Annotated in this window: 31 protein-coding genes and 1 tRNA gene; 19 read left to right on the top strand and 13 right to left on the bottom strand. The window is 64.2% G+C overall.

All coding sequences use genetic code 11. The annotated features are described in order from the left end of the window. Nucleotides 1-84 precede the first annotated feature (84 nt). Nucleotides 85-864: a phosphoribosylaminoimidazolesuccinocarboxamide synthase gene (purC, locus tag KFK14_RS18385; protein ID WP_070154934.1), complete on the top strand. Its 780-nt coding sequence runs from the start codon at nt 85-87 to the stop codon at nt 862-864. A gap of 70 nt (nt 865-934) precedes the next feature. On the opposite strand, the gene KFK14_RS18390 is transcribed toward purC, so the two are convergent. Next, complete coding sequence (locus tag KFK14_RS18390) at nt 935-1,162, bottom strand: hypothetical protein (protein WP_212611286.1); 228 nt, start codon at nt 1,160-1,162, stop codon at nt 935-937. A gap of 135 nt (nt 1,163-1,297) precedes the next feature. Here KFK14_RS18390 and purS point away from each other — a divergent pair, with 135 nt between their 5' ends. Together purS and purQ are read left to right on the top strand one after the other, a co-directional pair. Further along, nucleotides 1,298-1,531 carry a phosphoribosylformylglycinamidine synthase subunit PurS gene (gene purS, locus KFK14_RS18395; protein ID WP_212608686.1) on the top strand — a complete coding sequence of 78 codons (234 nt, stop codon included), beginning with the start codon at nt 1,298-1,300 and terminating at the stop codon, nt 1,529-1,531. A gap of 2 nt (nt 1,532-1,533) precedes the next feature. After that, nucleotides 1,534-2,208 carry a phosphoribosylformylglycinamidine synthase subunit PurQ gene (gene purQ / locus KFK14_RS18400; protein ID WP_212608687.1) on the top strand — a complete coding sequence of 225 codons (675 nt, stop codon included), beginning with the start codon at nt 1,534-1,536 and terminating at the stop codon, nt 2,206-2,208. Between the two features lie 152 nt (nt 2,209-2,360). Here the strand turns inward: purQ and KFK14_RS18405 are convergent, their stop codons facing one another. Further along, nucleotides 2,361-2,702: a hypothetical protein gene (locus KFK14_RS18405; protein WP_212608688.1), complete on the bottom strand. Its 342-nt coding sequence runs from the start codon at nt 2,700-2,702 to the stop codon at nt 2,361-2,363. Nucleotides 2,703-2,710: 8 nt separating this feature from the next. After that, the gene (locus KFK14_RS18410; protein ID WP_212608689.1) at nt 2,711-3,421 is read right to left on the bottom strand and encodes a queuosine precursor transporter; all 711 of its coding nucleotides are present in this window, start codon (nt 3,419-3,421) and stop codon (nt 2,711-2,713) included. Nucleotides 3,422-3,542: 121 nt separating this feature from the next. On the opposite strand from KFK14_RS18410, the gene KFK14_RS18415 reads away from it, so the two are divergent. The 3 genes from KFK14_RS18415 (at nt 3,543) to KFK14_RS18425 (ending at nt 5,455) form a co-directional block, all read left to right on the top strand. Continuing rightward, a tRNA-Arg gene (locus tag KFK14_RS18415) sits at nt 3,543-3,619 on the top strand. Nucleotides 3,620-3,848: 229 nt separating this feature from the next. Further along, the gene (locus tag KFK14_RS18420) at nt 3,849-4,508 is read left to right on the top strand and encodes a peroxiredoxin (protein ID WP_070155008.1); all 660 of its coding nucleotides are present in this window, start codon (nt 3,849-3,851) and stop codon (nt 4,506-4,508) included. A gap of 188 nt (nt 4,509-4,696) precedes the next feature. Then, the gene (locus tag KFK14_RS18425; protein ID WP_212608690.1) at nt 4,697-5,455 is read left to right on the top strand and encodes a hypothetical protein; all 759 of its coding nucleotides are present in this window, start codon (nt 4,697-4,699) and stop codon (nt 5,453-5,455) included. 138 nt (nt 5,456-5,593) lie between these two features. Here KFK14_RS18425 and KFK14_RS18430 read toward each other — a convergent pair whose 3' ends face one another. Next, on the bottom strand, nt 5,594-7,177 hold the full coding sequence (locus tag KFK14_RS18430; RefSeq protein WP_212608691.1) for a lysine--tRNA ligase: 1,584 nt from the start codon (nt 7,175-7,177) through the stop codon (nt 5,594-5,596). Nucleotides 7,178-7,248: 71 nt separating this feature from the next. Between KFK14_RS18430 and KFK14_RS18435 the strand changes: the two genes are divergently transcribed. The 5 genes from KFK14_RS18435 (at nt 7,249) to KFK14_RS18455 (ending at nt 13,067) form a co-directional block, all read left to right on the top strand. Then, on the top strand, nt 7,249-7,842 hold the full coding sequence (locus KFK14_RS18435; protein ID WP_070155016.1) for a hypothetical protein: 594 nt from the start codon (nt 7,249-7,251) through the stop codon (nt 7,840-7,842). A gap of 188 nt (nt 7,843-8,030) precedes the next feature. Beyond that, on the top strand, nt 8,031-8,381 hold the full coding sequence (locus KFK14_RS18440) for a PilZ domain-containing protein (protein ID WP_212608692.1): 351 nt from the start codon (nt 8,031-8,033) through the stop codon (nt 8,379-8,381). Between the two features lie 886 nt (nt 8,382-9,267). Beyond that, on the top strand, nt 9,268-12,012 hold the full coding sequence (locus tag KFK14_RS18445) for an ATP-dependent DNA helicase (RefSeq protein ID WP_212608693.1): 2,745 nt from the start codon (nt 9,268-9,270) through the stop codon (nt 12,010-12,012). Further along, nucleotides 12,009-12,548 carry a SixA phosphatase family protein gene (locus KFK14_RS18450; RefSeq protein ID WP_212608694.1) on the top strand — a complete coding sequence of 180 codons (540 nt, stop codon included), beginning with the start codon at nt 12,009-12,011 and terminating at the stop codon, nt 12,546-12,548. The genes KFK14_RS18445 and KFK14_RS18450 overlap by 4 nt, the downstream gene beginning before the upstream one ends. After that, entirely contained in the window at nt 12,549-13,067 is a 519-nt protein-coding gene (locus KFK14_RS18455; protein ID WP_212608695.1) for a GNAT family N-acetyltransferase, read from the top strand. Nucleotides 13,068-13,072: 5 nt separating this feature from the next. On the opposite strand, the gene KFK14_RS18460 is transcribed toward KFK14_RS18455, so the two are convergent. The 5 genes from KFK14_RS18460 to rpmF form a co-directional block, all read right to left on the bottom strand. Further along, nucleotides 13,073-13,420 (bottom strand): MerR family transcriptional regulator, encoded by a 348-nt coding sequence (locus tag KFK14_RS18460; RefSeq protein ID WP_070156260.1) that lies wholly within the window; start codon nt 13,418-13,420, stop codon nt 13,073-13,075. A 66-nt stretch (nt 13,421-13,486) separates the two neighbouring features. Continuing rightward, a complete protein-coding gene (locus tag KFK14_RS18465) occupies nt 13,487-13,783 on the bottom strand; it encodes an integration host factor subunit alpha (RefSeq protein ID WP_070156261.1) in 297 nt (98 codons plus the stop codon). Between the two features lie 112 nt (nt 13,784-13,895). Next, nucleotides 13,896-14,864 (bottom strand): beta-ketoacyl-ACP synthase III, encoded by a 969-nt coding sequence (locus KFK14_RS18470; RefSeq protein ID WP_212608696.1) that lies wholly within the window; start codon nt 14,862-14,864, stop codon nt 13,896-13,898. After that, nucleotides 14,861-15,910: a phosphate acyltransferase PlsX gene (plsX, locus tag KFK14_RS18475; RefSeq protein ID WP_083276890.1), complete on the bottom strand. Its 1,050-nt coding sequence runs from the start codon at nt 15,908-15,910 to the stop codon at nt 14,861-14,863. Before plsX ends, KFK14_RS18470 begins: the two co-directional genes overlap by 4 nt. Before the next feature lie 33 nt (nt 15,911-15,943). Next, nucleotides 15,944-16,123, bottom strand: a complete 180-nt coding sequence (gene rpmF / locus KFK14_RS18480; RefSeq protein WP_070156263.1) for a 50S ribosomal protein L32 — start codon at nt 16,121-16,123, stop codon at nt 15,944-15,946. A gap of 211 nt (nt 16,124-16,334) precedes the next feature. Between rpmF and KFK14_RS18485 the strand changes: the two genes are divergently transcribed. Next, the gene (locus tag KFK14_RS18485; protein WP_212608697.1) at nt 16,335-16,766 is read left to right on the top strand and encodes an MAPEG family protein; all 432 of its coding nucleotides are present in this window, start codon (nt 16,335-16,337) and stop codon (nt 16,764-16,766) included. Nucleotides 16,767-16,812: 46 nt separating this feature from the next. Here KFK14_RS18485 and KFK14_RS18490 read toward each other — a convergent pair whose 3' ends face one another. Both KFK14_RS18490 and KFK14_RS18495 read right to left on the bottom strand, forming a co-directional pair. Then, nucleotides 16,813-17,475 carry an MBL fold metallo-hydrolase gene (locus KFK14_RS18490; protein WP_212608698.1) on the bottom strand — a complete coding sequence of 221 codons (663 nt, stop codon included), beginning with the start codon at nt 17,473-17,475 and terminating at the stop codon, nt 16,813-16,815. A gap of 58 nt (nt 17,476-17,533) precedes the next feature. Further along, on the bottom strand, nt 17,534-18,190 hold the full coding sequence (locus KFK14_RS18495; protein WP_212608699.1) for a S24 family peptidase: 657 nt from the start codon (nt 18,188-18,190) through the stop codon (nt 17,534-17,536). Nucleotides 18,191-18,303: 113 nt separating this feature from the next. Between KFK14_RS18495 and KFK14_RS18500 the strand changes: the two genes are divergently transcribed. Beyond that, the gene (locus KFK14_RS18500; RefSeq protein WP_212608700.1) at nt 18,304-18,492 is read left to right on the top strand and encodes a hypothetical protein; all 189 of its coding nucleotides are present in this window, start codon (nt 18,304-18,306) and stop codon (nt 18,490-18,492) included. Beyond that, nucleotides 18,489-18,851: a hypothetical protein gene (locus tag KFK14_RS18505; protein WP_212608701.1), complete on the top strand. Its 363-nt coding sequence runs from the start codon at nt 18,489-18,491 to the stop codon at nt 18,849-18,851. The genes KFK14_RS18500 and KFK14_RS18505 overlap by 4 nt, the downstream gene beginning before the upstream one ends. Before the next feature lie 3 nt (nt 18,852-18,854). Here KFK14_RS18505 and KFK14_RS18510 read toward each other — a convergent pair whose 3' ends face one another. Both KFK14_RS18510 and KFK14_RS18515 read right to left on the bottom strand, forming a co-directional pair. Beyond that, entirely contained in the window at nt 18,855-19,826 is a 972-nt protein-coding gene (locus KFK14_RS18510; protein ID WP_212608702.1) for a hypothetical protein, read from the bottom strand. Nucleotides 19,827-19,845: 19 nt separating this feature from the next. Next, nucleotides 19,846-21,084, bottom strand: coding sequence for a TIGR04063 family PEP-CTERM/XrtA system glycosyltransferase (locus KFK14_RS18515; RefSeq protein ID WP_212608703.1), 1,239 nt, complete (start codon nt 21,082-21,084; stop codon nt 19,846-19,848). 115 nt (nt 21,085-21,199) lie between these two features. Here KFK14_RS18515 and KFK14_RS24270 point away from each other — a divergent pair, with 115 nt between their 5' ends. From KFK14_RS24270 to KFK14_RS18535, 5 genes are all read left to right on the top strand, one after another. Then, nucleotides 21,200-21,328: a hypothetical protein gene (locus KFK14_RS24270; RefSeq protein WP_281417165.1), complete on the top strand. Its 129-nt coding sequence runs from the start codon at nt 21,200-21,202 to the stop codon at nt 21,326-21,328. Then, on the top strand, nt 21,321-22,682 hold the full coding sequence (locus KFK14_RS18520) for a putative O-glycosylation ligase, exosortase A system-associated (RefSeq protein WP_212608704.1): 1,362 nt from the start codon (nt 21,321-21,323) through the stop codon (nt 22,680-22,682). Before KFK14_RS24270 ends, KFK14_RS18520 begins: the two co-directional genes overlap by 8 nt. Then, nucleotides 22,679-23,761, top strand: a complete 1,083-nt coding sequence (locus KFK14_RS18525; protein WP_212608705.1) for an acyltransferase family protein — start codon at nt 22,679-22,681, stop codon at nt 23,759-23,761. The genes KFK14_RS18520 and KFK14_RS18525 overlap by 4 nt, the downstream gene beginning before the upstream one ends. A gap of 111 nt (nt 23,762-23,872) precedes the next feature. Continuing rightward, nucleotides 23,873-24,886, top strand: a complete 1,014-nt coding sequence (locus tag KFK14_RS18530; RefSeq protein ID WP_212608706.1) for a DNA topoisomerase IB — start codon at nt 23,873-23,875, stop codon at nt 24,884-24,886. Between the two features lie 16 nt (nt 24,887-24,902). Then, nucleotides 24,903-26,063, top strand: coding sequence for a mechanosensitive ion channel family protein (locus tag KFK14_RS18535; protein ID WP_212608707.1), 1,161 nt, complete (start codon nt 24,903-24,905; stop codon nt 26,061-26,063). Nucleotides 26,064-26,082: the final 19 nt, after the last annotated feature.

Consider the following 26,082-nt stretch of genomic DNA (forward strand, 5'->3'; position numbering starts at 1 on the left):
GGCCTGATCGACCAGCCCCGGTGCTCGCCGATCATTCCGTGATTCGCGTGCCGGGGCGCATTGTTTTAAGGCAAGGACAGCGCAATGGCCCGTCGCCGCCAAATCTACGAAGGCAAGGCAAAGATCCTGTACGAGGGTCCTGAGCCAGGCACATTGATCCAATATTTCAAGGATGACGCCACCGCGTTCAACGCCCAGAAGAAGGGCACGATTTCCGGCAAGGGCGTCCTCAACAACCGCATTTCCGAGCATATCTTCACCTTGCTCGGCCAGATCGGCGTGCCGACGCACTTCATCCGCCGCCTCAACATGCGCGAGCAACTCGTTCGGCAGGTAGAGATCGTGCCGATCGAGGTGGTGGTGCGCAATGTCGCTGCGGGCACGCTGTCCAAGCGCCTCGGCATCGAGGAAGGCACGCAGCTCCCCCGGACGCTGATCGAATATTGCTACAAGGACGATGCGCTGGGCGACCCGCTGATCTCCGAGGAGCATATCGCCTGCTTCGGCTGGGCCAGCCAGGAAGAAATGCATGACATCGCCGACATGGCGATCCGCGTGAATGACTTCATGTGCGGCCTGTTCGCGGGCATCGGCATCCGCCTGATCGACTTCAAGCTGGAGTTCGGACGCCTTTGGGACGGCGATTTCGCCCGCCTGATCCTGGCCGACGAGATCAGCCCGGACGGCTGCCGCCTGTGGGACATGGAAACCAACGAGAAACTGGACAAGGACCGGTTCCGCCGTGACCTGGGCGGCGAAGTCGAGGCTTATCAGGAAGTCGCGCGCCGTCTTGGCCTGCTGCCGGAAGGGGCCGACACGACGGTTCTCGACCTGGACACGCATCGCAAGAAGCGGGGCGGCTGAGGGTTTTCAGCCTACGCATTGCAGGAGACATTAGCCTCGCCCTTTCCGAAGGGCGGGGCTTTTCTTTTGGTCAGAGCACGTCGCCGAACATCAACCACAGCATCGCGAACCAGGCGACGAGGCCCACAATACCGATAATCACGCCCAGGCGTTCGCGTATCCAGTGGGCGGGGCCGGAGGGATCGTCATTCTCTTCGCTCATCGTTGCGGGATAGCGGAGCGACGCAAGCCCGCGCAATCGGCGATTGCCTTTGCCGGAATGGCGGGAGGATGCGGCGGCATGCCGGTCGTCAGCCATGACGAGACGTTTCTTCAGTCATCGATGTCCAGCACAGGATCGCGTTTGCGTGACAATCTCGCACCCAACCCCCTTGCCCCTTCGCCCGCACCGGCCTATCGGGTGCGCGAAACCCCGCAAAGGAAATGACCGGACATGAAAGCCCGCATCTTCGTCACCCTGAAGGGCGGCGTGCTCGACCCGCAAGGCCGGGCGATCCATCACGCGCTGGAAGGGCTTGGCTTTGACGGCGTGAATGACGTGCGCGCGGGCAAGCTGATCGAACTGGACCTGGCTGACGGCACCAGCGACGAGGATATCGACGCGATGTGCAGGAAGCTGCTCGCCAACACCGTCATCGAAAACTACCGGATCGAAAAGGGCATCTGACCATGAAAAGCGCGGTCATCGTCTTTCCGGGAAGCAATTGCGACCGCGACCTGGCCGTCGCCTTCGAAAAAGTCAGCGGCCGCAAGCCGGAGATGATCTGGCATCGCGAGACCGAGCTGCCCGACGATATCGACCTGATCGGCGTGCCGGGCGGCTTTTCCTATGGCGACTATCTGCGCTCCGGCGCGATGGCGGCGCGTTCCCCGGTGATGCAGGCCGTGGCGAAGGCGGCGGAGCGCGGCGCGTTCGTGCTCGGCATCTGCAACGGATTCCAGGTGTTGACGGAGACAGGGCTGCTGCCCGGCGCGCTGCTCCGCAATGCGGGCGGGCATTTCGTGTGCCGCGACGTGGCGCTGACCGTCGAGAACAGCCAGACCGCCTTCACCAGCCGCTACGAAACGGGTGAGACCATCACCTATCCCGTGGCGCATCATGACGGCAATTATTTCGCCGATGCGGACACGCTGAACCGGCTGGAAGGCGAAGGCCGCGTGGCGCTGCGCTATGCCGAACAGGTGAATGGGTCGGCGCGCAATATCGCCGGCATATTGAACGACACCGGCAATGTGCTGGGCATGATGCCGCACCCAGAGCGCGTGATCGAACCGGCGCATGGCTGCACCGATGGCCGGCGGCTATTCGAGGGGCTGGTCGAGAGTTTTCTGACGAAGGCTTGAGTAACCAGGTCCGTTCGCCCTGAGCTTGTCGAAGGGCTGTCCTTCTTACCAATAGAGTGCAGGGCTTCGACAAGGCTCTCCTGAGCGCCTGCCTTGCAGTCCGTCGAAGGGCTCAGCCCGAACGGAGGGAGGCTTTTTACAAACCCCTCCTCCTACCCATCCGGCCGCATGAAGCTCCGGTTGCGCCACCGCAGCAATAGCATCAGCACCGTCGGCAGGAACATGGTGTTCAGGATATCGTGGCGCGACGCGGGCCAGTTGCTTTCGATGCTGCCCACCGGCTGGTTCATGTCGATGAACTCGTTCATGCACTCCACCAGGAACAGCAGCACATAAGGCAGGGGATGATAGAGCCGCCGCCGCGTGACCAGCGCGAAAAACAGCAGCAGCAGGATGCTGACATGCACATGCAGGGCGTCGGACGACAGGTCGAGATAATCTTCCACCGCTATCTTTATGCCGCCCCAGAAAATGGCGATGTCCGTCACGCTCATGGAATGGATCAGACCCGCGTGCGGAAGGGCGTGAAATCCGTGCCGCTGTCATAGACATCCAGCCCCTCGCGGCGCTTGAGGAAGCCGACCACGGCATAGGTCACCGGCGTCAGCACCGCTTCCCAGCCGACCTTCATCGCCCAGTTGGTGACCATGACCAGCGCGACCTGATGCGTCTGCCAGATGCCGAGGAATGCGAGCGGGTAGAAGATCAGGCTGTCCACCCCCTGCCCCACGATCGTCGAGCCGATGGTGCGCATCCACAGATGCTTGCCCTTCGTCAGCAACTTCATTTTGGCGAGAACGAAGCTGTTGGCGAATTCGCCCGCCCAGAAGGCGAGCAGGGACGCGGCGACGATCCGCCAGGTGTTGCCGAACACCGCTTCATAGGCCTTCTGGTCCGGCCAGCCGTCGGCGGGCGGCAGGCTGACCACGACATAGCTCATCAGCGCCATGAACAGCATGGCCCCGAAGCCCGCCCAGACGCATCTACGGGCGCGGGCATAGCCATAAACCTCCGTCAGCACGTCGCCGATCACATAGCCGAGCGGAAAGAACAGAATGCCCGCCCCAAAGGTGAAATCGCCGACGGTGGACAGCTTCGCCGCGCCGATCAGGTTCGACAGCAGCAGGATCGCGACGAAGGCGGCCATGAAGAAATCGAAATAGCGCAGGGGCCGTCCGCCAATGGCGTCCGCCTCCACCTTCATTATCGTCATGGGTTCGTCCGCGGATATGGCCATGGCCCTGCATATCTTGCCCGTGCCACTTTGCAATGCGTCCATGGCGCGTTGCAGCATTTGCAACGAAGCGCCGCCCCGGTTATTGCGCTGCCGGGGAGCGCCCGTAGCTCAGCTGGATAGAGCACCCGCCTTCTAAGCGGGTGGTCGCAGGTTCGAATCCTGCCGGGCGCGCCAATCCCCGGCCTGTGCATTTTCGCCCGGTGCGCCGCGCGTTCCGCCATGCATCCGTCCCGGCATTAGCTTCGCCTTTCGGCAAAGCTGCCACCCTTGTTATGACGCGGGCGTTATCATTGCCGTAACGGAAAGAGGGGCATAGGAAGCCGCGGAGAAGGAATTCGATACGTCCAACCCGACATACGGCAGCGGCGTTACATCCAGCGCCAGCTTTCAGGAGATATAATCCATGTCACTTCGCATCAACGCTCAGGCCCCCAATTTTTCGGCGGAGACCACACAGGGCACGATCGATTTTCATGAATGGATCGGTGACGGTTGGGCGATCCTGTTTTCCCATCCCAAGGATTTCACGCCCGTCTGCACGACCGAGCTTGGTTATATGGCCAAGCTGAAGCCGGAGTTCGACAAGCGGAACACCAAGATCATCGGTCTCAGCATCGACCCGGTCGGCAATCACGCCAAATGGGCGGAGGACATCGCCGAAACCCAGGGAACAGCGCCCAACTATCCGATGATCGGCGACACCGACCTGAATGTCGCCAAACTCTACAACATGTTGCCGGAGGATATTGACGGCGGTTCGGACGGCCGCACCGCCGCCGACAACGCAACCGTGCGGACGGTTTTCATCGTGGGACCGGACAAGCGCATCAAGCTGATGCTCAGCTATCCCATGACCACGGGTCGCAATTTCGACGAGATACTGCGTGTGCTGGACTCCATCCAGCTCACCGCCCGGCATCGCGTTGCGACCCCCGTCAACTGGCGGGATGGGGACAAGGTGATCATCGCCGGGTCGGTGTCGGACGATGAAGCCAGGACCATTTATCCCAATGGATGGGAAGCGCCCCGCCCCTATCTGCGGATCGTGCCCCAACCGGAATAAACGACACGGCCAAAGGCCATCCTTGCGCGCGGCGTTCAGCGTTCGCGCGCAAGGGCGATTGCAGCATATAGGCCGGACGAAACCGGAATCTTCGCCCGGTCGCCCTCAACATTACATCTGAGTCAGATGCCTGATAAAGCGACCGGTCGGATTGCGGCGTGGGCGCACCGCGTCTAGGCACCTGATCAATGCCCTTTGCCTCCCCCCGGCATCTGTCTGACGACGATAGCGCGCCGTTGCGGCGCCGGAGCCTCGCGCTGTTGCTGGCGGTGGCGCTGCATGCGCTCATCCTGCTGCTATTTTTCACGCTGGCCCCGTCCGTGCATCTGCCCAAGATGGAGCGCATGCCAACCACCTTCTCGCTGACGCCCGACCGGAAACAGGCGGCGGAGCAGAAGGAGTCCGGGGCCGAGACGAAAAAGGCCAGCGGCGGGGCACCGAAAAAGCCTGCGGAAAAGCTTGTCGAAAAACCCGTTACGCCCAAACCGCCCCTACCCGATCTGCCCTTCGTGACGTTGAGCAGGGAGGATTTCGCCGCCGCCGACATTTCCAAGATGCCTCCGCGTGCGGGAGCGGGACAATCAGCGGGACCGGACAGCGGCAAGGGCAGCGCCGCCGCCTATGGTCCCGGCGAAGGGCCCGGCGGCGAACAGCTTTATGACGCCGACTGGTATCGCAAACCCACACATGCCGAGCTTGCGACCTATATGCCGCCGGGCAACAGGCAGACGGGCTGGGGCCTGGTCGCATGCAAGACGGTCGAGGATTATCATGTGGAAAACTGCCAGGCGCTGGGCGAATCGCCCATGGGGTCGGGTTTCGCGCGCGCGGTCCGGCTTGCCGCGTGGCAGTTCCGGGTGATCCCGCCCAGGATCGGCGGACGGCCGCAAATCGGGACATGGGTGCGCATTCGCATCGACTATATCGAGGGCGAGGTAAAGCCCTAGCGCTCGCGGCCCGGCGGCATCCCCGTGGCCGCGCCGCTGGCGAAAGCCTGCAGACGCGGCCGACACCGCGACTGGCGGCATCAGTCCGAAAGGGGATGGACCAAAGCCTGCAACACCGCAGCAGGCAAAGAGTTCCGTTCAGCCCTCCGCCAGCGCCTCTGCAATCAATTTCCGGCTGTTTTCTATGCCGTAGAGCGCGATGAAGCTGCCCATGCGGGGGCCTTGATCAGCGCCGAGCAGGGTCTGGTACAGCGCCTTGAACCAGTCGCGCAGTTCGGCGAAGCCGAACGCCTCATCCTTGCCGATGGCGTAGACGATGTTCTGGATGTCCTCCGCTGATGCGCCGTCCGGCAGCGCCGCGAGTTCCGCGTCCAGCTTGCGCAGCGCCGCCGCCTCATTGGCCTCCGGCGCGCGGCGCTTGAGCGTCGGGGCGACAAAATCGCGGTGATAGGCCAACGCATGGCCGATCAGCCGGTCAAGGTCGGGATAGGTTTCGGGGCTGGCGTCCGCGACATAGTTGCGCAGATAGCCCCACACCTGATCCCGGCTGGCGTCGCCCATCACGCCGACAAGGTTGAGCAGCAGGCCGAACGTCACCGGCAGGCTGCCCTGCGGCAAAGCGCCGTCATGAATATGGTGGACCGGATTGCCCAGCTTCTGCTCGATCGGCTGGTTCGGATAATTGCCCCGGAACTGCCAATATTCATCCACCGCGCGCGGGATGACACCCATATGGAGCTGCTTCGCCTTCTTCGGCTCGCGATAAGCGTAGAAGGCCAGGCTCTCCTGCGGGCCGTAGGTCAACCATTGTTCGAGGCTGAGGCCATTGCCCTTCGACTTCGAAATCTTCTCGCCCTTCTCGTCGAGGAACATCTCGTAGTTGAAGCCCTCCGGCGGGCGGGCGCCGAGCGCGCGGCAGATTTTCGAGCTTTGCGTGACGGAATCGATCAGATCCTTGCCCGCCATCTCATAATCGACGCCCAGCGCGACCCAGCGCATCGCCCAGTCGACCTTCCACTGCAGCTTCGCGCCGCCGGACAGGATCGACTGCTCGACCGTCTCTCCCTCATCGACGAAGCGGACCAGTCCCGCCTCGGCATCCACCACCTCGAGCGGCACCTGCAGCACGATGCCGCTTTTCGGGCTGATCGGGAGCACCGGCGAGTAGGTCGCTTGCCGTTCCTTGCGCAGCGTAGGCAGCATGATGTCCATGATCGCCTGATAATGGCGCAGCACGCCCTTCAACGCCTCGTCGAACGCGCCGGAGCGATATTGCTCCGTCGACGACATAAATTCATAGTCGAAGCCGAAGCGGTCGAGGAAATCCCGCAGCATCGCATTGTTATGATGCGCGAAACTCTCAAACTTGCCGAAGGGATCGGGAATTTCGGTCAGCGGCTTGCCCAGATGTCCGGCGAGCATTTCCTTGTTCGGCACATTGTCCGGCACCTTGCGCAGACCGTCCATATCGTCGCTGAACGCAATCAGCCGCGTGGGAATGTCCGACAGGGCATGGAACGCCTGCCGCACCATTGTCGTGCGTAGAACCTCATTGAAAGTGCCGATATGCGGCAGGCCGGAGGGGCCATAGCCGGTTTCGAACAGCACATGCCCTTTATCCGGCGCGCCATTGGGATAGCGCTTCAGCAGCTTGCGCGCTTCCTCATAGGGCCAGGCCTTCGATGCGAGCGCGGCGTCGCGCAGGGTGGTGATGTCGGTCATGGCGCTGGCCTTTAGCGGTAGTTTCCCGTCTCTTTAAGTCTTTTTCAGTCTCCGCCGTTATTGGAAGGCGCATGCGTAACGATCCCGTCCTCCGCGCCCAGGCTCATGACCGGTCCATGCGCGCCTTGCTGCAGGCCGAACTGGCCCCCGGCGAGCGCACATTGTGGAGCGGCGCGCCAGACGCCCGGCGCATGAAGGCGGATTTCGTCATCTGGGCCTTCGCCATTCCCTGGACGGTCTTTTCCTGCGTCTGGACCGGGCTTGCCGCCAGTAGCTGGCTGGTGCGGATGCCGCGCACGGAAATGGAATGGGGCTTCGGCATCGCCTTCCCCCTGTTCGGCTTCCCCTTCATCCTTGTGGGCGTGTGGATGCTGAACCAGCCCTTCGCCAACCGGGCGAAAGCGCGCCGGACCATTTACGGCCTGACCGACCGCCGCCTGATCCGCGTGATCGACGGCAAGCAGCGCAAGGTCGAATCCGTCCGCATCGACCGGATGGGACCCATCGACTTTACGGTGGCGCGCGACGGCTGGGGCACGCTCAGCATCCAGACCGGCAGCCATGTCGACAGCGACGGCGACCGGGTGACCGACCGTTTCGTGGCGGCGGCGATCCCGGAGGCGGAGAAGCTGCACCGGATGATCGTCGCGCAGCAGGGCGCGTAATTGGACGATCAGTGGCGCGATGCGTTGGAGATGAATATCATTCCCCCGTTCGCTTCGAGCGTAGTCGAGAAGCCGCGCGCAAGGCTTCTCGACTACGCTCGAAGCGAACGGGGGTAGGATGTGGTCCATTTAAGCTTTCCGAAAAATTAACCATGCAGGCGTAACGATACCCGCGAAAGGGTGGAACGATGCAGGCACGCGGACGCGAACGGATAGCGGTTGAGATCGCCGTGACGGTGACCACCGTGCTTGACTCCCAGCCGGGCACGATCGTCGACCTGACAGAGGACGGCGCGCTGATCACCGGGGCCAGCATGTCCGCCGGCACGCAGATCGTCATCGATCTGGATGGATACAGTATTTTTGGCCGCGTAATGTGGACGGAAGTCGACCGCATGGGCGTCCGCTTCCCCTTCCCCCTGAGCGAAGGCCCGCTCCATGCGGCGCTGGAAATGGCGCGGGCGGCGGTGAACATGCCGCCATTGCCGAGGCAAGCGGCGGCGGCGCGCGGAGGATTCGGGCGGCGGGTGGCGCGCTGACGACTGCAATCCGGAGGACCCGAAGCGCGTTTCGGGCCGATAAATCCAACGAAGTTGCGGAAGTTGCGGGTTGCGACGTGTTTTTGGCCGGAAAGTCCCAATAAAGTCCCACAAAAGTCCCACAAAAGTCCCATGTAGGTCCCACTTGCGTCTCACATACGTCGCACCTGCGTCCCATGTGCGTCCCATGTGCGTCGCACTTACGTCCCACATGAGTCGCAACAAGGTCGCACATACGTCCCGGTTGCGTCGCATTGGCGCGTTGGCTGGATCGTTGGGCGATGCCCCGCACGGCGGGTGTTGCATGCTGTTCCATGTGGGGAAGTAGAGCATGGAGCCAGGGCTGTAGGACAGGAGTTTGGCTTTGGCCGGGCGTTCCAGAACCGCCAGATACGAAGCTTCGTCATGCCCTTACCGTCATCCCGGACTTGATCCGGGATCTATTGGATCCACGCCGGCATGACTGAACCAGCGCCTGCGCTCATGGATCCCGGATCAAGTCCGGGATGACGAAATAGGGATATGTCCGCTTCCCACCCATTTCAGTCGCTAAGTTCCCTACCCTGCAAGGGAGGAGCTAGGGGTAAGTATGCCGGGTCAGCGGCAGCTTGCCGGGGAAGGCCGTGTGCTCGCTTCGCTCGCGACCCACCCCTGCCCCCTCCCTTACAGGGAGGGGAGTTTGAGGAAATCGTTCCACCTTCCCCCTCTGCCGTCGCGCCAGCGCAGGGCGAGACGAGGCACGGGACTTGTCTCGCCATCTCAGGAGAGGATGCGCTGCTGCGCCTGAGATCCCAGCCTGCGCTGGGATGACGGAAGAAAAGGAAGGGCCGGCCAAAGCAAAATCCAGGTTTCCCCTTTGTTCCGCTTTCCCTAAGAGGGGAAGCGCATGGCATCCCCCTCCCCCCTTTCCTTCCCGGCGCTGCACGCCAGCCATGGCGGCATCTGGATGCGCGAGGGTGACGAGACGCGGGAGGCGTCCAAGGGGCGGGCCATCTCCATCGCGGCGGAAACGCCGGTCATTCTGCTGAATGCGCCGCTTGCCGGGCAACGGCTGGGCTATCCTGAGCTGAACGGCCTCGATCTGCTGGAGCTGTGGGCGTTCGTCCATCCGGCGCGCTTTCTGGTGCCGACGCCGAAGGGGCTGGCCGAAGCGCTGGGGCTGGAGACGCCGCAGCGGGAGGGCGACATTCCCGCGCTCTACCATGCCGCCGCGCAGGCGCTGATTGCGACGCTGGCCGACCCGGAATGGGCGGAGCGCGAGGGGGCGTGGACGGCGGCGCAGTCGCTGCACCGGCTGCGCTGGCCCTGGGCGCAGCTTGTGACGCCGCATCTGCCGACGCCGAAAGAGGCCGAGCGCTGGCTGTTTTCCAAGCTGCCGGAATGGGAGGAGGCCGCCGCCCGCCCCGCGCCGCGCACGGTGACGCTGAACGGCGAAGCGGTGCTGGAGCGGCTGGACGCGCTGACCGGGCATGGCGCGGAGGCCCGGCCGGGACAGCGCGCCTATGCCGAGGCGGCGGCGGCGAGTTTCGCGCCGCGGGCGCTGCGCAATCAGCCGAACATGCTGCTTGCCGAGGCGGGCACGGGGATCGGCAAGACGTTGGGCTATCTCGCCCCGGCCTCGCTCTGGGCGGCGGAGGCTGGCGGGCCGGTGTGGATATCGACCTATACCAAGGCGCTGCAGCGGCAATTGGACCGGGAGAGCGAGCGGCTGTTCCCCGACGCATCTGTGCGCAAGCGGCGCGTCGTGGTGCGCAAGGGGCGGGAAAATTATCTATGCCTGCTCAATCTGGAGGATGCGCTGCAAGGCGGTTTTGCCGGGCGCGCAGCGATCCTGGCGCATCTGGTCGCGCGCTGGGCGGCGTTCACCAAGGATGGCGACATGATCGGCGGCGACCTGCCGGGCTGGTTGCCGATCCTGTTCCGGCGCAATGGCACCACCGCGCTGACTGACCGGCGGGGCGAGTGCATCTATGCCGGGTGCCCGCATTTCCGGAAATGCTTCATCGAGCGGGCGTCGCGGGCATCGGCCGATGCGGATATCGTGATCGCCAATCATGCGCTGGTGATGGTCAACGCAGCGCGCGGGCGGGAAAGCGCGACCCGCCCGCCGCGGATGGTGTTCGATGAGGGGCATCATCTGTTCGACGCTGCGGATTCGACCTTCTCCGCTGCATTGACAGGGCAGGAGGCGATCGAGCTGCGCCGATGGGTGATCGGGCCGGAGGGAACGTCACGCGGGCGGCGGCGGGGCCTGTCCGCCCGTCTGTCCGACCTTGCCAGCTATGATGCTGAGGGCGGCGAGGCGATCGAGGCGGCGCGGAAAAATGCGCAGGTGCTGCCGTCCGACGAATGGCTGAAGCGGGTCAATGCGGGCGAGCCTTATGGGCCGGTCGAGGCGCTGCTCGCCGCCGTGCGCGGCACCGTTTATGCGCGGGCCGAGGGGCAGGATGCAGACGCCGGATACGGGCTGGAGACGGAACTGGCCGAGCCGGACGGCGCGCTGGTCGACGCGGCGCAGACGGCGGCGGAGGCGCTGGACGGGTTGCTGCGCCCCCTCACCCGCCTCGGCAAGCGGCTGGAGGCGGTGATTGAGGATGCGCCGGACTGGCTGGACGGCGCGGCGCGGGCGCGGATCGAGGGGGCGATCTCCTCGCTTGCCTGGCGATGCGATCTGGTGGCGGCATGGCTGTCGATCCTGTCGCGCATCGGCGGCCCGGCAGACCCGGACTTCGTCGACTGGCTGGCCGTGGACCGGTTCGAAGGGCGCGAGTTCGACATCGGCATTCACCGCCACTGGCTGGACCCGACGCGGCCGCTTGCCGAAACGGTGCTGAAACCCGCGCATGGCGTGATCGTCACCTCGGCAACGCTGAAGGGCGGCGGCGACTGGAGCAGCGCGGAGGCGCGCAGCGGGTCGCTGCACATGGACCGCCCCGCCGCCCGGTTCGAGGCGCAGAGTCCGTTCGACTATCCGGCCCAGGCCGAGGTGCTGATCGTCACCGACATCAAGCGCGGCGATATTCCCGCGATGGCGGGGGCCTATGCCCGGCTGATCGAGGCGGCGCAGGGCGGGACACTGGGGCTGTTCACCGCGATCCGGCGGCTGCGCGCGGTGCATGCGCGGATCGCCGACCGGCTGGCGCGCGCCGGATTGCCGCTGTTCGCGCAGCATGTCGACCCGATGGACACCGGCACGCTGGTCGATATCTTTCGCGACGATCCGCGCGCGTCCCTGCTGGGTACGGACGCGCTGCGCGACGGCGTGGACGTGCCGGGTCATTCGCTGCGGCTGGTGGCGATGGAGGGCGTGCCCTGGCCCAAACCTTCGGTCCTGCATGCCGCGCGCAGGCTGGCGGGCGGCGGCAGCGCCTATGACGACCGCATCGTGCGCGCCCGGCTGGCGCAGGCGTTCGGCCGCCTGATTCGCCGGGCCGACGACCGCGGCACTTTCGTCATCCTGTCCGCCGCCATGCCCAGCCGTTTGCTGTCCGCCTTTCCCGAAGGTGTCCCGATCCGGCGCGTCACGCTGGATGAGGCCATAGTTTCCGTCAGCGAACGGCTTGGCTCCGGCGATGCTTTCGTGCATGACCCTCGCGTCGCCACCCATGGAGAGGCAGCAGGACGAGAATGAAGCGGCTGACCCTGTTACGCCACGCCAAGTCGGATTGGGACGACCCGGTAAAACGTGATTTCGACCGCCCGCTCAACGGCAGGGGGGAACGCGCCGCCGCCTTGATCGGGCAGTTCGCGAAATCAAAGGGCATGGCGTTCGATCATCTGGTCGCATCGCCCGCCGTCCGCGTCATCGAAACGCTGGACACATTTTTCGAAGGCTATGGTGAGCGCCTGGAACCGCAATGGGACCGGCGGATCTATCTCGCCTCCTCGGTCACGCTGATCGACGTCATCCGGGATATCCCCGACAGCGCGGAAACCGCCTTGCTTGCGGGCCACAATCCCGGCCTGGAGGACCTGATCCTCACCCTGGTCGCCGATAATGGCGAAAGTCCGCTGCGCGATGAGGTGGAGATCAAATTTCCCACCGCCAGCCTGGCTGTCATGGACCTGTCCGTCGAGAGCTGGGCGGATGTGGAGAAGGACTGCGCGTCCCTCACCAGCTTCACCCGGCCGCGCGACCTGGACCCCGCACTGGGGCCGGAAGCGTAAGTGACGCCGGTCATCTGGCGCAGGGCTGACCCTTCCGATGCGCCGGCGCTTTCGCTGCTCGGCGGCGCGACGTTTCTCGCCAGCTTCGCGCATGATCATCCGGGCGACGCCCTGATCGCGCATATCGGCAAGGCGCACGGGCTGGATTATTATCAAGCCGCGCTCGCCGACCCGGAACAGCATGTCATCATCGGCGAAACCGCGCTGGGCGCGCCGGTTGGCTATGCGCTGCTGACACCGCCCAATCTGCCGGTCGATCCCGAACCGGACGACTATGAATTGAAACGCATCTATCTGCTGGGACCATGGCAGAGCGGCGGTCATGGCCATGCGCTGATGGAGATGGCTCTTGAGGCTGCGCGGGAACGCGGCGCGAAACGTCTGCTGCTGGCGGTCTATCCACAGAATGACAAAGCCCGCCGCTTTTATGCGCGGCAGGGCTTTGAGCAAATCGGCCGCATGACCTTCATGGTCGGCGATGTTCCGTTCGAAGATATGGTCTACGCGCGGAAGATGTAGCGCCCCTAGTCCTTCAGCGCGGCGGCCAGATCATCCCGAATCGCCTCCAGCCGCGAAAGCAGGCTTTTTTCAGCGACTGGCGCAGGCTTCTTTTCAACCGGCGTGCTTTCCGTCCAGCCGTCGGCGAGCGCCTTCTGCGCCCCGCGGATGGTGAAGCCTTCCACGTTCAGCAACCGGTTTATCCGCCGCGCCAGGGCGACATCGGCCGGCCGGTAATAGCGGCGGTTGCCCGATCGCTGAAGCGGACGGAGCTGCGGAAAGCGGGTTTCCCAGTAACGCAGGATATGCTGCGGGAGACCAAGCTCCGTAGCCAGCTCACCAATCGTGAGAAATGCGCCTTCGGCCTTTTCCATGACTTCTATCGTGCACCTTCGCCGCTGGCCCGGTCAACCATCGGGCGACGGGCCGAGCCTTAGCGATCAGCTTCGCGCAATACGATCCCGCATCGACTGGCTGGCCCGGAAGGTCAGCACCCGGCGCGGTGCGATGGGAACCTCAATTCCCGTCTTTGGATTGCGGCCGACCCGTTCGGTCTTATCCCGCAAAACAAATGTGCCGAAGCTGGATATCTTCACATTCTCACCCTTTTCGAGCGCGACACTCATCATGTCGAGAATGCTTTCCACCATCGATGCCGATTCGGCGCGCGAAAGCCCTATCTGGCGATTAAGCGAGTCCGCCAAATCCGCACGCGTGAGCGTTCCATTACCTGCCATGTGTCCCCACACATTATGCACCTACTCCCCCAGCAGCCGTCAGGTGCCAACGACTAGCCTTAGCTGTGATGCATTTCACCGCGATTCGCAAGCGACTGGCGCTCGGCTTGTCTCACATGCGTAAAACGCTGGCGCCCCAGGTAAATCCTCCGCCCATCGCTTCCAGGACAACCAGGTCGCCCTGACGGATGCGGCCATCGCTGACCGCGACGTCCAGCGCCAGCGGAACCGAGGCCGCCGATGTGTTGGCGTGCCGGTCCACGGTGATGACCACCTTTTCCGGCGCGAGGCGCAGCTTGCGGGCGGTCGCGTCCAGAATGCGGGCGTTCGCCTGATGCGGCACCACCCAGTCCACATCCTCGACGGAGAGGTTCGCGGCGTCGAGCGCTTCGCGCATGACAGTCGCCAGATTGACGACGGCATGGCGGAACACTTCCTGCCCTTTCATGCGCAGCTTGCCGACCGTGCCCGTGGTCGAAGGCCCGCCATCGACATAGAGGAGCTGATTGTGCCGCCCATCCGCATGCAGCTTGCTGGCCAATATTCCACGCTTGCCATCGGCGCTTTCCTCCGCGCCGAGCACGACCGCGCCCGCGCCGTCGCCGAACAGGACGCAGGTGCCGCGATCGTCCCAGTCGAGAATGCGGCTGAAGGTTTCGGAACCGATGACGATCGCCTTATCCGCCGCCCCGCCCCGGATCATATTGTCCGCCACCGAAAGGGCGTAGAGAAAGCCGGAACATACCGCCGCCACGTCGAAGGCGACGCAATCATCTATGCCCAGCGCCGCCTGCACCAGAGTCGCGCTGGCGGGGAAGGTCTGGTCCGGCGTTGCTGTCGCCAGGATGATGAGGCCGATCTCCTCCGGCGCGACACCCGCAGCGGCAAGCGCCTTGCGCGCGGCTTCCGTCGCCAGCGTCGCTGTCGTCTCGCCATCGGCGGCGATATGGCGCTGACGGATGCCAGTGCGCTCGACGATCCACTCATCACTGGTGTCGACCGTTTCCGCCAGTTCGCTGTTGCTGACAACTCGCGGCGGCAGGGCGGAGCCTGTGCCGAGCAGAACGGCGCGACGGATCATTTTGCGGGCATCTCCACAGGCGCGAGCGCGCCGATATTGGCCAGATCTTCGGCGATCCGGCGCGTTATATCTTCTTCCAGCAGGCGCGCGGCGACATGAACCGCATTGGCGACGCCCTTCTCATCCGCGCCGCCATGGCTTTTCACCACTACGCCGTTGAGACCCAGGAACACCGCGCCATTATGGTTGTTCGGGTCCAGATGATGCCGCAGCAGGTGCATCGCCGGCTTAGAAATCAGGAAGCCGATCTTCGACCGGATGGAGCTGGTGAAGGCGCGGCGCAGCAGGTCAGTGACGAAACGGGCCGTGCCCTCCGCCGTCTTGAGCGCGACATTGCCCGCAAAACCATCGCAGACGATGACGTCGGCATCGCCCGACGCCAGCTTGTCGCCCTCGATAAAGCCTTCAAAGTCCATGGGCAGCGCGATCGCCCCGCGCAGGGTCGCAGCGGCATCGCGAATCTCGTCCGTGCCCTTCAAATCCTCGGTGCCGATGTTGAGCAGGCGCACGCGCGGCCGCGCTAAGTCAAGCACGGTCCGGGCGTAAGCGCCGCCCATCACCGCAAACTGCACCAGATTGCGGGCATCGCATTCCGTATTGGCGCCCAGATCAAGCATGACGACGTCGTTGGAGCCGAGCGTGGGCAGCAGCGCCGCCAGCGCCGGGCGGTCAATTCCCGGCATGGTGCGCAGCGCGACCTTCGCCATCGACATCAGCGCGCCGGTATTGCCGGCCGAGACAGCCGCGCCGGCATCCCCCGCCTTCACCGCCTGGATGGCGAGGCCCATGGAGCTGTTCTTTGACTTGCGGAGCGCGACGCTTGGCTTGTCGGTCGCTTCGACGACCTGGTCCGTATGCACCACTTCCGATGCGGCGCGCAGATTGGGGTGATTGTCCAGCGCAACCTTGATGCGCGATTCGTCCCCGAACAGCGTGAAGCGCAGCCCTTCATGGCGGCGGCGGGCGAGCGCGACGCCCGCCATCATCACGCGCACGCCTTCATCGCCGCCCATCGCGTCGATTGCGATCCGCGGCTGCTTGCTCACTTCATCCCCCTTTTTAGGAGAAATTCTTGATTCTTACGCCCCGACGGCGATGATCTCGCGGCCGTTATAGTGGCCGCAGGACGAGCACAGGTTGTGCGGGCGCTTGAGTTCGCCGCAGTTCGAGCACTCCTGAAACGCCTCGACGCGAAGCGAATCGTGGCTCCGGCGCATACCGCGCTTGGAAGGAGATGTTTTCCTCTTAGGGACAGCCATGTCGGCACCTGTTTCCGTATATCAAAGTTCAGTGCGATAGTATCAGCGCCGATGCGGAACCTGACGGACCAAAAGGCCGCAGACCCATGCGGCCCGGACAATCGCGAAGCCATGCGCCTATAGCTATTTCCGCGCGATGCGCAAGTCATTCCTTGCCCCTGCGCCACGGGACCGCCAATGTCCAATCACCAAAGAAAGAGGACGCTTCTCCATGCTGCTGCCGATCACCCTCACTCTCGCCGCGGCCGCCGCGCTTCTCAACATGTGGCTGGCGATGCGGGTCGGCCGCACGCGCATGTCCAACAAGGTGCTGCATGGCGACGGCGGCTGCGAGCCGCTGGTCAAGCGCATGCGGGCGCAGGCGAACTTCGTCGAATATACGCCGTTCGTCATCATTCTGTTCGGCCTGATCGAACTGGCGACCGGCCCACAGACATGGCTGTGGCTGCTCGCGCTGGTCTATATCCTCGCGCGGATCGCGCACGCATTCGGCATGGATCATGACACGCCGCACAAGGCGCGGATGATCGGCATATTGGTGACGTTCGCGACGATCATCATCCTGTCCATAGCCGCGCTCTATGTCGCCTATGGATCAATGCGGCAGGTCGAAGCGCCGCCCACCCTCGCCGCGCATGTCTGAACAGGGGGAGGCTTCGGTTCAGCGTCAAGTCCAGCCTCTGGCCCGATCACGCCAGGCCAGTCACCCGGTCCGCCACGAAGGGATTGGAGCGGCGCTCATGGGCGAAATTGCTCATCGCGCCATGCCCCGGCACAAAGGCGGTGTCCCCGCCCAGCGGCCAAAGCTTGCCAGTGATCGCGTCGATCAGATCCTGATGATTGCCGAGCGGGAAATCCGTACGGCCGATCGACCCCTGAAACAGCACATCGCCCACAATCGCCAGCTTTGAAGGGGCGTGGTGAAAGACGACATGGCCGGGGGTATGGCCGGGACAGTGGATGACATCCAGGGTCAGATTGCCGACCGTCACCGTATCGCCGTCGACAAGCCAGCGGTCCGGTTCGAACACCTGGCCGTTGATGCCATATTTTCCGCCTTCTTCGCTGAGCTTGGCGATCCAGTAGCGGTCCGCCTCATGCGGTCCCTCTATCTGGACGCCCAGTTCCTTCGCCAATATGCCCGCCTGCCCGCAATGGTCGATATGGCCGTGGGTGATCAGGATCTTCTCAATCTCCACGCCCTGCTGCTGCGCCGCGGCCTTCAGCCGGTCGAGATCGCCGCCAGGATCGACAAAGGCGGCCTTGTTGGTCTGCGTGCACCAGAACAGCGTGCAGTTCTGCTGGAGCGGGGTCACAGGGACGATGACGGCTTTCAGGGGCGGCGTGCTCATGACCCTCGATGTGGCGAAGGCGCCGCGGGAGCGCAAGCCCTCTGACCAGCATCCCCGTTCAGCCCAGCCGCCGCCCGGTCCAGACCACCCGGCCGATAATCTCCACCAGCGCCGGATCAATATCCTCCCAGCGGGTATAGAGCGGATTGTCGCTCAATATCGAAAACCGCCCGCTCCTTGGCCCCATCGCGATCCGCTTGACCATCAACATGCCGTCGAGGCGCAGTACGTAGATGCCATCGCGCAGACGCGCGCCGTCATCGCCGCGATCGACCATGATGTCATCGCCATGCCCCAGCGTCGGCGCCATCGATTCGCCATCGACGCTGATGATCGACAGCATATCCTCACGGACGCCCAGGGTCCGCAGCCAGCCGCGATCAAACCCCACGGTCCCCGCGTTCCGCTCATCCTCATCCAGAGACCCCGCCCCGGCCGACGCCCCCAGCGCCAGACGGGGCACCGGCAAGATCGCGCCCCTCGCCACCGTGCGCGCGGGCAAGACCTCCGGCCCGCCGAGCAGCGTTTCGTCCACGCCGAAATAGCGGGCCAGCTTCCGCCTGTCCGCCTCATCCAGCTTCCGGGGCGTGCCGCGCTTTATGTATTGCTGGATATAGGCGGAGTTGCGCCCCAGCATCCGCGACAGAGCGCCATAATTGTCCCGCCGCTCAACGATGAGCCGGTCGAGTGTCTGACGGGCGGAGAAATCATCCATTGCGGTTTCATACAATAGGAAACATCCTATAGACAAGTAGGAAATTTCCTATGAGATAAGAATCTCCCTATTCACCGGCGAGTCGCGCCGGAACCGGCGGAGGAGACAGAGACATGCATTTACTGCGGACCATCGAGCGCTTCCTGAAGGAAACCGGGATGCCCGCCACTCGCTTCGGCCGTGAGGCGGTGCGCGATCCCCGCCTGGTGCTCGACATGCGAAACGGGCGGGAACCGGGAGAACGCATGAAAAATCGTGTAGAACATTTCATGAACAAATATCAATCGGAGGGTGCGCGATGAGCAGGATGGCGCCCACCGATCATCCCCGGCCAGCCCGCCGCGATCCGCACAAGCGCCTGATGGCGTCGATCCTTGCCCTTGCGGGTCCAAACGCCAGCGTGGAGTCGATCTCGGTCCACCCCTGGGCCAGCGCGACATTCCAGGGGTCACGCCACAAGATCGTGCTGATCTTCACTGGCGACAATGCGCAGCAGCGGGTGGCGCTGTTCATCGACCAGGCCCCGGAGGCGGAATTTGCGATAAACGGACATATCGTCGCCGATCTGGCGATAGACGGCCGCTGGACGGACCCCAATGCAGCGCTGGACCCGCCCCAGGTGCGGGTCGCCCTGTCAGCGCTGCTTATCGAGGACTGGTGAGGATCAGCGCGCGCTCATGCGCTGCAACGTGCCGAGCGCCGCGCGAAGCGCCTCATCGACCTGCATATCCACATCGGGCTTCACCGCGACAGGCGGCACGGGCGGAATGTCGGCAATAACGCGCGGAACGGGCTGGGCGGCAACCGGCACGATCTGCACCGGGGGCGCATCAAAAGGCGCGACCGGCCGGGCGATGGCGCGGCGCGCCAGCCCCAGTTCGAACCGCTCGGCAAGCTGGGCGATGGTCAGGCCATCGAGGGGTGGGCGCGGTTCCCTTGGCGGCGCAGCGGCCGGGACTTCGGGCTGGGCTTCCATGCCGGGAGGCGGCACGGGCGCGGCCAGCGGCGCAAAGCCCGACAGCACTTCCTCACCAGACATGCCGTCCAGCGGCAGGGGAGCCGGCTGCTCCTCGGCAGCACATGCCGCGTCCTGAATCGCGGCGTCGATCACGGGATCATCAACAGACGCCAATGATTCTGTAAATGCGGCCTCGATCTCCGGCGCGGCGATATCGGGCGTCTGATCTTCGGGCGAAGCAGGCATTTCGGAAAACATGCCGGTGCCGCCAAAGTCGCTGTTGGCGAAGATGGGGCGGCGCGGCGGCGCATCGGGATGAGCGTCGGCACGCCGCAATATCGGCATATCGCTCACCAGCGGTTCCGGCTTGCGGGCGCGGCGCCTGGCGAGGCCGGTCAGGCGTGAAAGTGCAAAACCCATCTTCTCTACTCCCTTGGCCGGAGCGCTCTGCCGGCGGAACGCCAGCGCGGCGCCCGCCGCCATCACCCCTGCAAAACCCGCCAGCAGCAGCCGGGCGGTCGTGCCCAGCGGCGGCGCGGCGGCCGGCAGAACCTCCGAGATGCCCGACGACGTAGCCGCCACCTCGATCAACCCCGCCGGAAAGGTCAGGACCGCGAACGCCGCGCCGGATGCAGCCCATATGGCCGCCCGTTGCGAGGCCCGAAGCCTGATCTTCATCAGCCCCTTCCCTGCTCCGTCACGCCGCGCGGGCGCGCCGGGCGCCGTTCAGGAGCCGCCGGTAAACCGGTTCGTAACGCAAAATATTTGACGACCAGTTACGCTCTGTCTCAACGAAGCGGCGCGCGACGGCGCGGCGCGCATCCCATGCCGGGCGTGCCTCGAACAGCTTGGCCAGCGCCTGCGCTATGGCGGCCGGATTATTGGGCGCGAACAGCGTACCGGTGACGCCATCCTCTATCAGTTCGCAATGCCCGCCGACGCTGGACGCAGCGACCAGCTTGCCCTGCGCCATCGCCTCCAGCGGTTTCAACGGCGTGACAAGATCGGTGAGCCGCATCGACTTGCGCGGATAGGCAAGGATGTCGATCAGGCTGTAATAATTTTCCACCTGCCCGTGCGCGACACGGCCCGCAAATACGACACGATCAGCGACCGGCGAATAAGCGACCTGATTGCGCAGCGCTTCCTCTCGCGGGCCGCCGCCGACGAGCAGCAGCTTGGCCAGCGGGCGACGGGTGGCAAGCGCGGGCATGGCGGCGATCAGATCGTCCAGCCCCTCATAATCGTAGAAGCTGCCGATGAAGCCGATGACCTCCGCCCCATCAAGGCCAAGCCGCGTGCGCAGCGCCGGGTCGGGCGCGACGGGCGTGCCGAACATTTCCATATCAACGCCGTTGGGCGATACGATGATCTTGTCGGCGCTGATGCCGCGGGCGATCAGGTCGCCCTTCAGACCTTCGCAGATCACCGCGACGGCATCCGCTGCGCGGACGGCGTGGGTTTCGAGCTGGCGGGTCAGCCAGTAACGCGGACTTCCTTCCGTCCCTGTGCCGTTGCCGACGGCGGCATCCTCCCAGAAGGCGCGAATTTCATAAACGAGCGGGATATTGTGGCGGCGGGCGACCCGCTGCGCGGCCAGAGCATTCAGCACCGGCGAATGAACATGGATCAGATGCGGCTTCCACCGGTGAACCAGCGCCTCCATCGATTCGGCAAGCGCGCCGATGTCGCGCCATTCGCGGATCAGGGCGTTGCCCGACGCCACCTCGCCCGGCGTACGATGAAAGATCAGGCCATCGATAGTCTCGACGTCCGGCTCCGTGACCGCGCCCGCATCCGCGCCATGACGGCGGCCGGTAATGCTCCGCACGTCCCACCCCTGCGCCATTTGCGCGCGCAGGATGGCGCGTGTGCGGAATGTGTAGCCGCTATGCAGCGGCAGGCTGTGGTCGAGGACGTGGAGGATGCGCGTCATAGGCCCAAGCAAATGACCTAAAAGGATTAACGTCGCGTCAACCCCGAACGGGTAAGGCCATGAAAAGCGCTGGAGCGCGGCATTTTTGGACGCAGGGAACCGGAACACAGCATCGATGATCGACATGTTCTCCCTGCTCGTCAGTCATGGCCTGATAGTGATCGCCTTCTGGCGCCTGCTCAGCCGGCCGGACCTCGACAGCGAACGGCGGCGGCGCAGCGTGGACCGTACCCCCGATGCGTGACCTGTTTTTCCTGGCATTTCTGGCGGCGGCATTCGCCCTCGCCCTGCGGCGGCCGTTCCTGCTGGTGCTGGTCTACGCCTATATCGACATCGTATCGCCGCAGCGGCTGTCCTATTATCTGCTGAACAGCGTGCCGATATCGCTGATCGCCTTCGCACTGGCCGCGGGCGCATGGTTGCTTGCGGACAAGAAGGCCGACAGCCGCCTGTCCTTCCGGCAATTGCTGATGATCGCCCTGCTCGGCTGGTGCGCGTGGACGACATCGCATGCCGATTTCCCCATCGACGCCGCGACCAAGTGGAACTGGGTATGGAAGGCGCTGGTCTTTGCCATCTTCCTGCCGCTCACCCTGCGCACGCGGTTGCGGATAGAGGCGCTGGCGCTGGTCATGTGCCTGTGCGCAAGCTCCATCATCATCACCGGCGGCATCAAGACGGTGCTGTCGGGCGGCGGCTATGGCGTGCTCAACCTGATGGTCGACGACAATAGCGGCCTCTACGAAGGCAGCACGATCTCCACCGTTGCGATCGCGATCATCCCACTGATCCTGTACCTCGCCAAATATGGCACGATCTTCCCGTCCGACTGGCGGGTGCGCGGCTTCGCCTATGCCCTGTGCTTCGCCTGCCTGCTGATCCCGATCGGCACGGAAACCCGCACGGGCCTGCTCTGCATCATCCTGCTGGGCGGGCTGATGCTGATGCATATGCAGCGGCGATTTCTCTATGGCAGCCTGCTGATGCTGGTCGCGATCGTGTCCGTGCCCTTCCTGCCGGCGAGCTTCACCAGCCGCATGAACACGATCGAAACCTATCAGAGCGACGAGAGCGCATCGACCCGGATCGCGGTGTGGAAATGGACGCTCGACTATGTGAAGGACCATCCGGCCGGTGGGGGCTTCGACGCCTATCGCGGCAACAGCTTCCGCTATGAATCGCACAAGGTCACCGGCAAGGGCAATCTGCTGACCGCCGAGCGGCAGGTGATCATCGACAAGGGCCGCGCCTATCACAGCGCCTATTTCGAGATGCTGGGCGAACAGGGCTATCTGGGCTTCCTGATCTGGGCGATGATCCACGGCATATCGCTGGCCCGGACCGAATGGCTGCGGCGTTTCTACCTGAAGCGGGACGAGGCCAAGACCGCATGGGTGCCGCCCCTGGCGCTGGCGCTGCAACAGGGGCATATCGTCTATCTGCTCGGCGCGCTGTTCATCGGCATCGCCTATCAGCCCTTCGTGTTCATGCTGCTGGCGCTGCAGATCGGCCTCGACACTTATCTGACCCGGTTGCGCAAGTCGGAGGGCGACGCCCCCATCTTCGCACAGGCCCAACGCACCGGCGCGATTGCATGACGGGGGAGTTGCGCAGCCTGACCTCCGCCCGCGGCATCGCCGCCTGGATGGTCGTGATCTACCATATCCGCAGCGGCGCAAACTGGGCGCCTGCATGGCTGATGGAGGTCGCGCACAAGGGCTATCTCGCGGTCGACTTCTTCTTCCTGTTGTCGGGCTTCGTCATCTACCTGTCCGCGCACCGCGCGATCCTGACCGGCGGAGCGGCGGCCGTGCCCGCTTTCCTGGCGCGGCGGTTCGCACGCATCTATCCGCTCTATGGCGTGATGCTTGGGTTGACGGTCATGTTCGCCCTGCTGCTGCGCATGAGCGGCCGCGACGACGCCAACTATCCCTGGGCGGAGCTGCCGCTGCATATCGCGATGATGCAGAATTGGGGCTTCACGCCGGCGCTGAGCTGGAACCACCCGGCCTGGTCGATCAGCGCGGAGTTCGCCGCCTATCTGCTGTTTCCGCTACTGGTCCTATGGACGCCGGTCGCGCGGGTGCGGCGGCCCAACCTGCTGGCGGCCATGATCGTGCTGCTAGCGACGCTGCATCTGGCGCTGGCGGCCTTTGGGGAACAGACGCTGGGCGGCGATATCCCCCGCTTCGGCCTGCTGCGTTGCCTGATCGAATTCGGGTGCGGAGCGCTGCTCTGCGCTTTCTGGCTGCGCGGGCCGGACAGGGATGCACGGGCGATGTTCATCGCCTTTGCCGGGGCAGGCATGTTCTGGGGCCAGTGGCTGCTCGGCCTGGGCAGCGAAACCTGGGCCTTCCCCGCCGGTGCCGCCTGCCTCATCCTGGCGCTGGCCCATGCCTCCACCCTGCGGCGGAACCCGCTCCACTGGCGGCCGCTCCATTATCTGGGCGAGATCAGCTACGCCACCTACATGGTGCATTTCATGCTGTTCATCTGGTTCAAGATCGGATTTGTGGACGATGCGGCGGCGATACCGCCCGTAACCATGGCGTCGTTTCTTGTCCTGACCTTCGCCGCCTCAGTCCTGCTCTACCATCTGGTCGAACGGCCGGGACGGCGCTGGCTTGGCGCGATCAGGCTGCGATGGCCGACCCGCCCCCTGCAGCGGCAGCCCTGACCACCCTCCCGGAACGCCCCCCTCCCGGAACGACGCTCTCCCGGAACGAAGCCCTGAACGGCGGGTTGATCCAGGCAGGCGGAAAATGCCGCCGGGAAAGGATGCCGCCCGATGCCGAAAAAAGGTCTTGTCTATGTTGACGACAGCCTGCCCGGCATCACCCGCAAGAAAATGAAGCTCGGCTGGGGCTATTATGACTCGGACGGCGCGCGGATCACTGATCGGGAGGAAATCGACCGGCTGAACGCGATCGGCATGCCGCCCGCCTATGGCGACTGCTGGTTCTGCCCGTCACCGCATGGCCATATCCAGGGAACCGGCTTCGATGACCGGGGGCGCAAGCAATATCGTTATCACGCCGATTTCCGCGCCGCGCGGGAGGCCGCCAAATATGACGCCTGCGCCTCCTTTGGCCGGGCGCTGCCGTTGCTGCGCGCCCGGATTGAAAGCGACCTCGCCACGCGCGCACTGGGCAAGGACCGCACGGTGGCGGCCGTCGTGCGGTTGCTCGACCTTGGCAAGGTGCGCGTCGGCAACGAGCAATATGCGCGGGAGAATAAGAGCTATGGCGCGACCACACTGCGCCGCCGCCATGCCGATGTGAAGGGGCGCACCCTGCGCCTGTCCTACCGCGCCAAGTCCGGCAAGGCGCGGACGCTGGCGATCACTGACTCAGCCCTGCTGCGGTTCGTGCGCGCGATGCAGGACCTGCCCGGCCAGCATCTGTTCCAATATCTCGACGAGGACGGCGTGGCGCATCCCGTCACCTCATCGGACGTCAACGCCTATATCGCCGAAGCGATGGGCGATGCATTCACAGCCAAGCATTTCCGCACCTGGGGCGCATCGGTGCTGGCGTTCGAGGCGCTGGGCGACGGGGCCGCGTCGCTCAAACAGATGATCGAGCCGGTCGCAGAGGCGCTTGGCAACACGCCCGCGATCAGCCGGAAAAGCTATATCCACCCTGCCCTGCTCGATCTAGCGAAAAATGGGCGCAGCCAGTGGCGCGAGGGGCTTCGCCTGCCGCGCAAGACGCGCTATCTGTCCCGCCACGAACGGGGCCTGATCGCGCTGCTTGAGGCGCTGGAGGTCAGCGACGCCGCCCCGGCGAAGCTGGCGGCCTGACCGAAGAAGGAAGTTTATGAGCGCCAAGAAAGCGGCCGCCCTGGATCTGCCCATCACCCCGGTCAGTCTGACCGAATTGTGGAACACTACCCTCGCCTGGTTTTCGCTGCACGCCGTGCAGATCATGATCGCCGTGGGCGCGGGCGTCCTCATTTACCTTCTGCTTGCGGCGTTCCGCGAATTTGGGAAACGGCTCACCCGCAAATCGGAATTTCTCAGCTTCGGCGCGCTGCTGGGACGGGCGATCAGCAAGACGACGCATTTCTTCATGGTCATGGTGTCCGCGCGATTGGTCGCCGGCTACGCCAATCCGCCGGAACTGGTGCTCAAGACCGTCCAGTTTCTTTTCACTGTCGCCGCCGTGTTCCAGGGCGCGATCTGGGCGCGCGAAATCATTATCGGCTTCATCGAGCGGCGCACGGGCGAGGACGCGGACAACGACACGCTGGCCAATGCGATGGGGATCATCCGCATTCTCGTGACGGTGGCGCTGTTCGCCATTGCGACCGTCGTTGTGCTCGACAATCTGGGCGTCAACGTCTCCGGCCTCGTTGCCGGTCTCGGCATTGGCGGCATCGCCATCGGCCTTGCCGCGCAGGGCATTTTCTCCGACCTGTTCGCCGCGCTCTCCATCATCTTCGACAAGCCGTTCCGCCGGGGCGAGATCATCACCTATGACACCACGACGGCGCGAGTGGAGAAGATCGGCCTCAAGAGCACGCGTTTGCGCGCTATCAGCGGCGAAAAGAAGGTCATATCCAACGCCAATCTGCTGCAGAAGGAAATCACCAGTCTGCAGACGCTCGCACGCCGTCGGGTGAAGTTCGCGCTAGGCGTGATCTATCAGACGCCGCAGGAAACTGCGGAGGCGATTCCAGCCATGCTGAGAGAGGTGGTAGAAGCACAGGGCATGATGTTCATTCAGGCGGGGCTGGTCGCGTTCGGCGCAAGCTCACTGGACTTCGAGATGGATTTCGACGTACCCGATCCTGACAAGAATGACTTCTTCATGACTCGCCATAAGGTCGGCCTCGCCGTTCTGAAGCGGTTCAACGAGGAGGGAATTGAGTTCGCCTATCCCACCCAGATGAGCTTCACTGCCGCGCCGGACGGACGGGCGGTGATGCCCTATCCTGAAAGGGGATTGAAGGCGCAGACCGGCAAAAGCGCCGAATAAGGACAGGTCTCATCACCTT

It is taken from the genome of Sphingobium phenoxybenzoativorans (assembly GCF_018286635.1).
Taxonomy (GTDB): Bacteria; Pseudomonadota; Alphaproteobacteria; order Sphingomonadales; family Sphingomonadaceae; genus Sphingobium; species Sphingobium phenoxybenzoativorans.

Excerpts from the sequence above, each read along its gene's own strand:
- purC (WP_070154934.1), top strand. The coding sequence starts at position 85 with ATGGCCCGTCGCCGCCAAATCTACGAAGGCAAGGCAAAGATCCTGTAC.
- KFK14_RS18435 (WP_070155016.1), top strand. The coding sequence starts at position 7,249 with ATGCGTAACGATCCCGTCCTCCGCGCCCAGGCTCATGACCGGTCCATG.
- KFK14_RS18410 (WP_212608689.1), bottom strand. The coding sequence starts at position 3,421 with ATGACGATAATGAAGGTGGAGGCGGACGCCATTGGCGGACGGCCCCTG.
- KFK14_RS18530 (WP_212608706.1), top strand. The coding sequence starts at position 23,873 with ATGCCGAAAAAAGGTCTTGTCTATGTTGACGACAGCCTGCCCGGCATC.
- KFK14_RS18450 (WP_212608694.1), top strand. The coding sequence starts at position 12,009 with ATGAAGCGGCTGACCCTGTTACGCCACGCCAAGTCGGATTGGGACGAC.
- purS (WP_212608686.1), top strand. The coding sequence starts at position 1,298 with ATGAAAGCCCGCATCTTCGTCACCCTGAAGGGCGGCGTGCTCGACCCG.
- KFK14_RS18430 (WP_212608691.1), bottom strand. The coding sequence starts at position 7,177 with ATGACCGACATCACCACCCTGCGCGACGCCGCGCTCGCATCGAAGGCC.
- rpmF (WP_070156263.1), bottom strand. The coding sequence starts at position 16,123 with ATGGCTGTCCCTAAGAGGAAAACATCTCCTTCCAAGCGCGGTATGCGC.
- KFK14_RS18490 (WP_212608698.1), bottom strand. The coding sequence starts at position 17,475 with ATGAGCACGCCGCCCCTGAAAGCCGTCATCGTCCCTGTGACCCCGCTC.
- KFK14_RS18515 (WP_212608703.1), bottom strand. The coding sequence starts at position 21,084 with ATGACGCGCATCCTCCACGTCCTCGACCACAGCCTGCCGCTGCATAGC.
- KFK14_RS18485 (WP_212608697.1), top strand. The coding sequence starts at position 16,335 with ATGCTGCTGCCGATCACCCTCACTCTCGCCGCGGCCGCCGCGCTTCTC.
- KFK14_RS18425 (WP_212608690.1), top strand. The coding sequence starts at position 4,697 with ATGCCCTTTGCCTCCCCCCGGCATCTGTCTGACGACGATAGCGCGCCG.
- KFK14_RS18510 (WP_212608702.1), bottom strand. The coding sequence starts at position 19,826 with ATGAAGATCAGGCTTCGGGCCTCGCAACGGGCGGCCATATGGGCTGCA.
- KFK14_RS18420 (WP_070155008.1), top strand. The coding sequence starts at position 3,849 with ATGTCACTTCGCATCAACGCTCAGGCCCCCAATTTTTCGGCGGAGACC.
- KFK14_RS18505 (WP_212608701.1), top strand. The coding sequence starts at position 18,489 with ATGAGCAGGATGGCGCCCACCGATCATCCCCGGCCAGCCCGCCGCGAT.
- purQ (WP_212608687.1), top strand. The coding sequence starts at position 1,534 with ATGAAAAGCGCGGTCATCGTCTTTCCGGGAAGCAATTGCGACCGCGAC.
- KFK14_RS18535 (WP_212608707.1), top strand. The coding sequence starts at position 24,903 with ATGAGCGCCAAGAAAGCGGCCGCCCTGGATCTGCCCATCACCCCGGTC.
- KFK14_RS18470 (WP_212608696.1), bottom strand. The coding sequence starts at position 14,864 with ATGATCCGTCGCGCCGTTCTGCTCGGCACAGGCTCCGCCCTGCCGCCG.
- KFK14_RS18495 (WP_212608699.1), bottom strand. The coding sequence starts at position 18,190 with ATGGATGATTTCTCCGCCCGTCAGACACTCGACCGGCTCATCGTTGAG.
- KFK14_RS18390 (WP_212611286.1), bottom strand. The coding sequence starts at position 1,162 with ATGGCTGACGACCGGCATGCCGCCGCATCCTCCCGCCATTCCGGCAAA.
- KFK14_RS18405 (WP_212608688.1), bottom strand. The coding sequence starts at position 2,702 with ATGAGCGTGACGGACATCGCCATTTTCTGGGGCGGCATAAAGATAGCG.
- KFK14_RS18440 (WP_212608692.1), top strand. The coding sequence starts at position 8,031 with ATGCAGGCACGCGGACGCGAACGGATAGCGGTTGAGATCGCCGTGACG.
- KFK14_RS18460 (WP_070156260.1), bottom strand. The coding sequence starts at position 13,420 with ATGGAAAAGGCCGAAGGCGCATTTCTCACGATTGGTGAGCTGGCTACG.
- KFK14_RS18525 (WP_212608705.1), top strand. The coding sequence starts at position 22,679 with ATGACGGGGGAGTTGCGCAGCCTGACCTCCGCCCGCGGCATCGCCGCC.
- KFK14_RS18445 (WP_212608693.1), top strand. The coding sequence starts at position 9,268 with ATGGCATCCCCCTCCCCCCTTTCCTTCCCGGCGCTGCACGCCAGCCAT.
- KFK14_RS18520 (WP_212608704.1), top strand. The coding sequence starts at position 21,321 with ATGCGTGACCTGTTTTTCCTGGCATTTCTGGCGGCGGCATTCGCCCTC.
- KFK14_RS24270 (WP_281417165.1), top strand. The coding sequence starts at position 21,200 with ATGATCGACATGTTCTCCCTGCTCGTCAGTCATGGCCTGATAGTGATC.
- KFK14_RS18500 (WP_212608700.1), top strand. The coding sequence starts at position 18,304 with ATGCATTTACTGCGGACCATCGAGCGCTTCCTGAAGGAAACCGGGATG.
- KFK14_RS18465 (WP_070156261.1), bottom strand. The coding sequence starts at position 13,783 with ATGGCAGGTAATGGAACGCTCACGCGTGCGGATTTGGCGGACTCGCTT.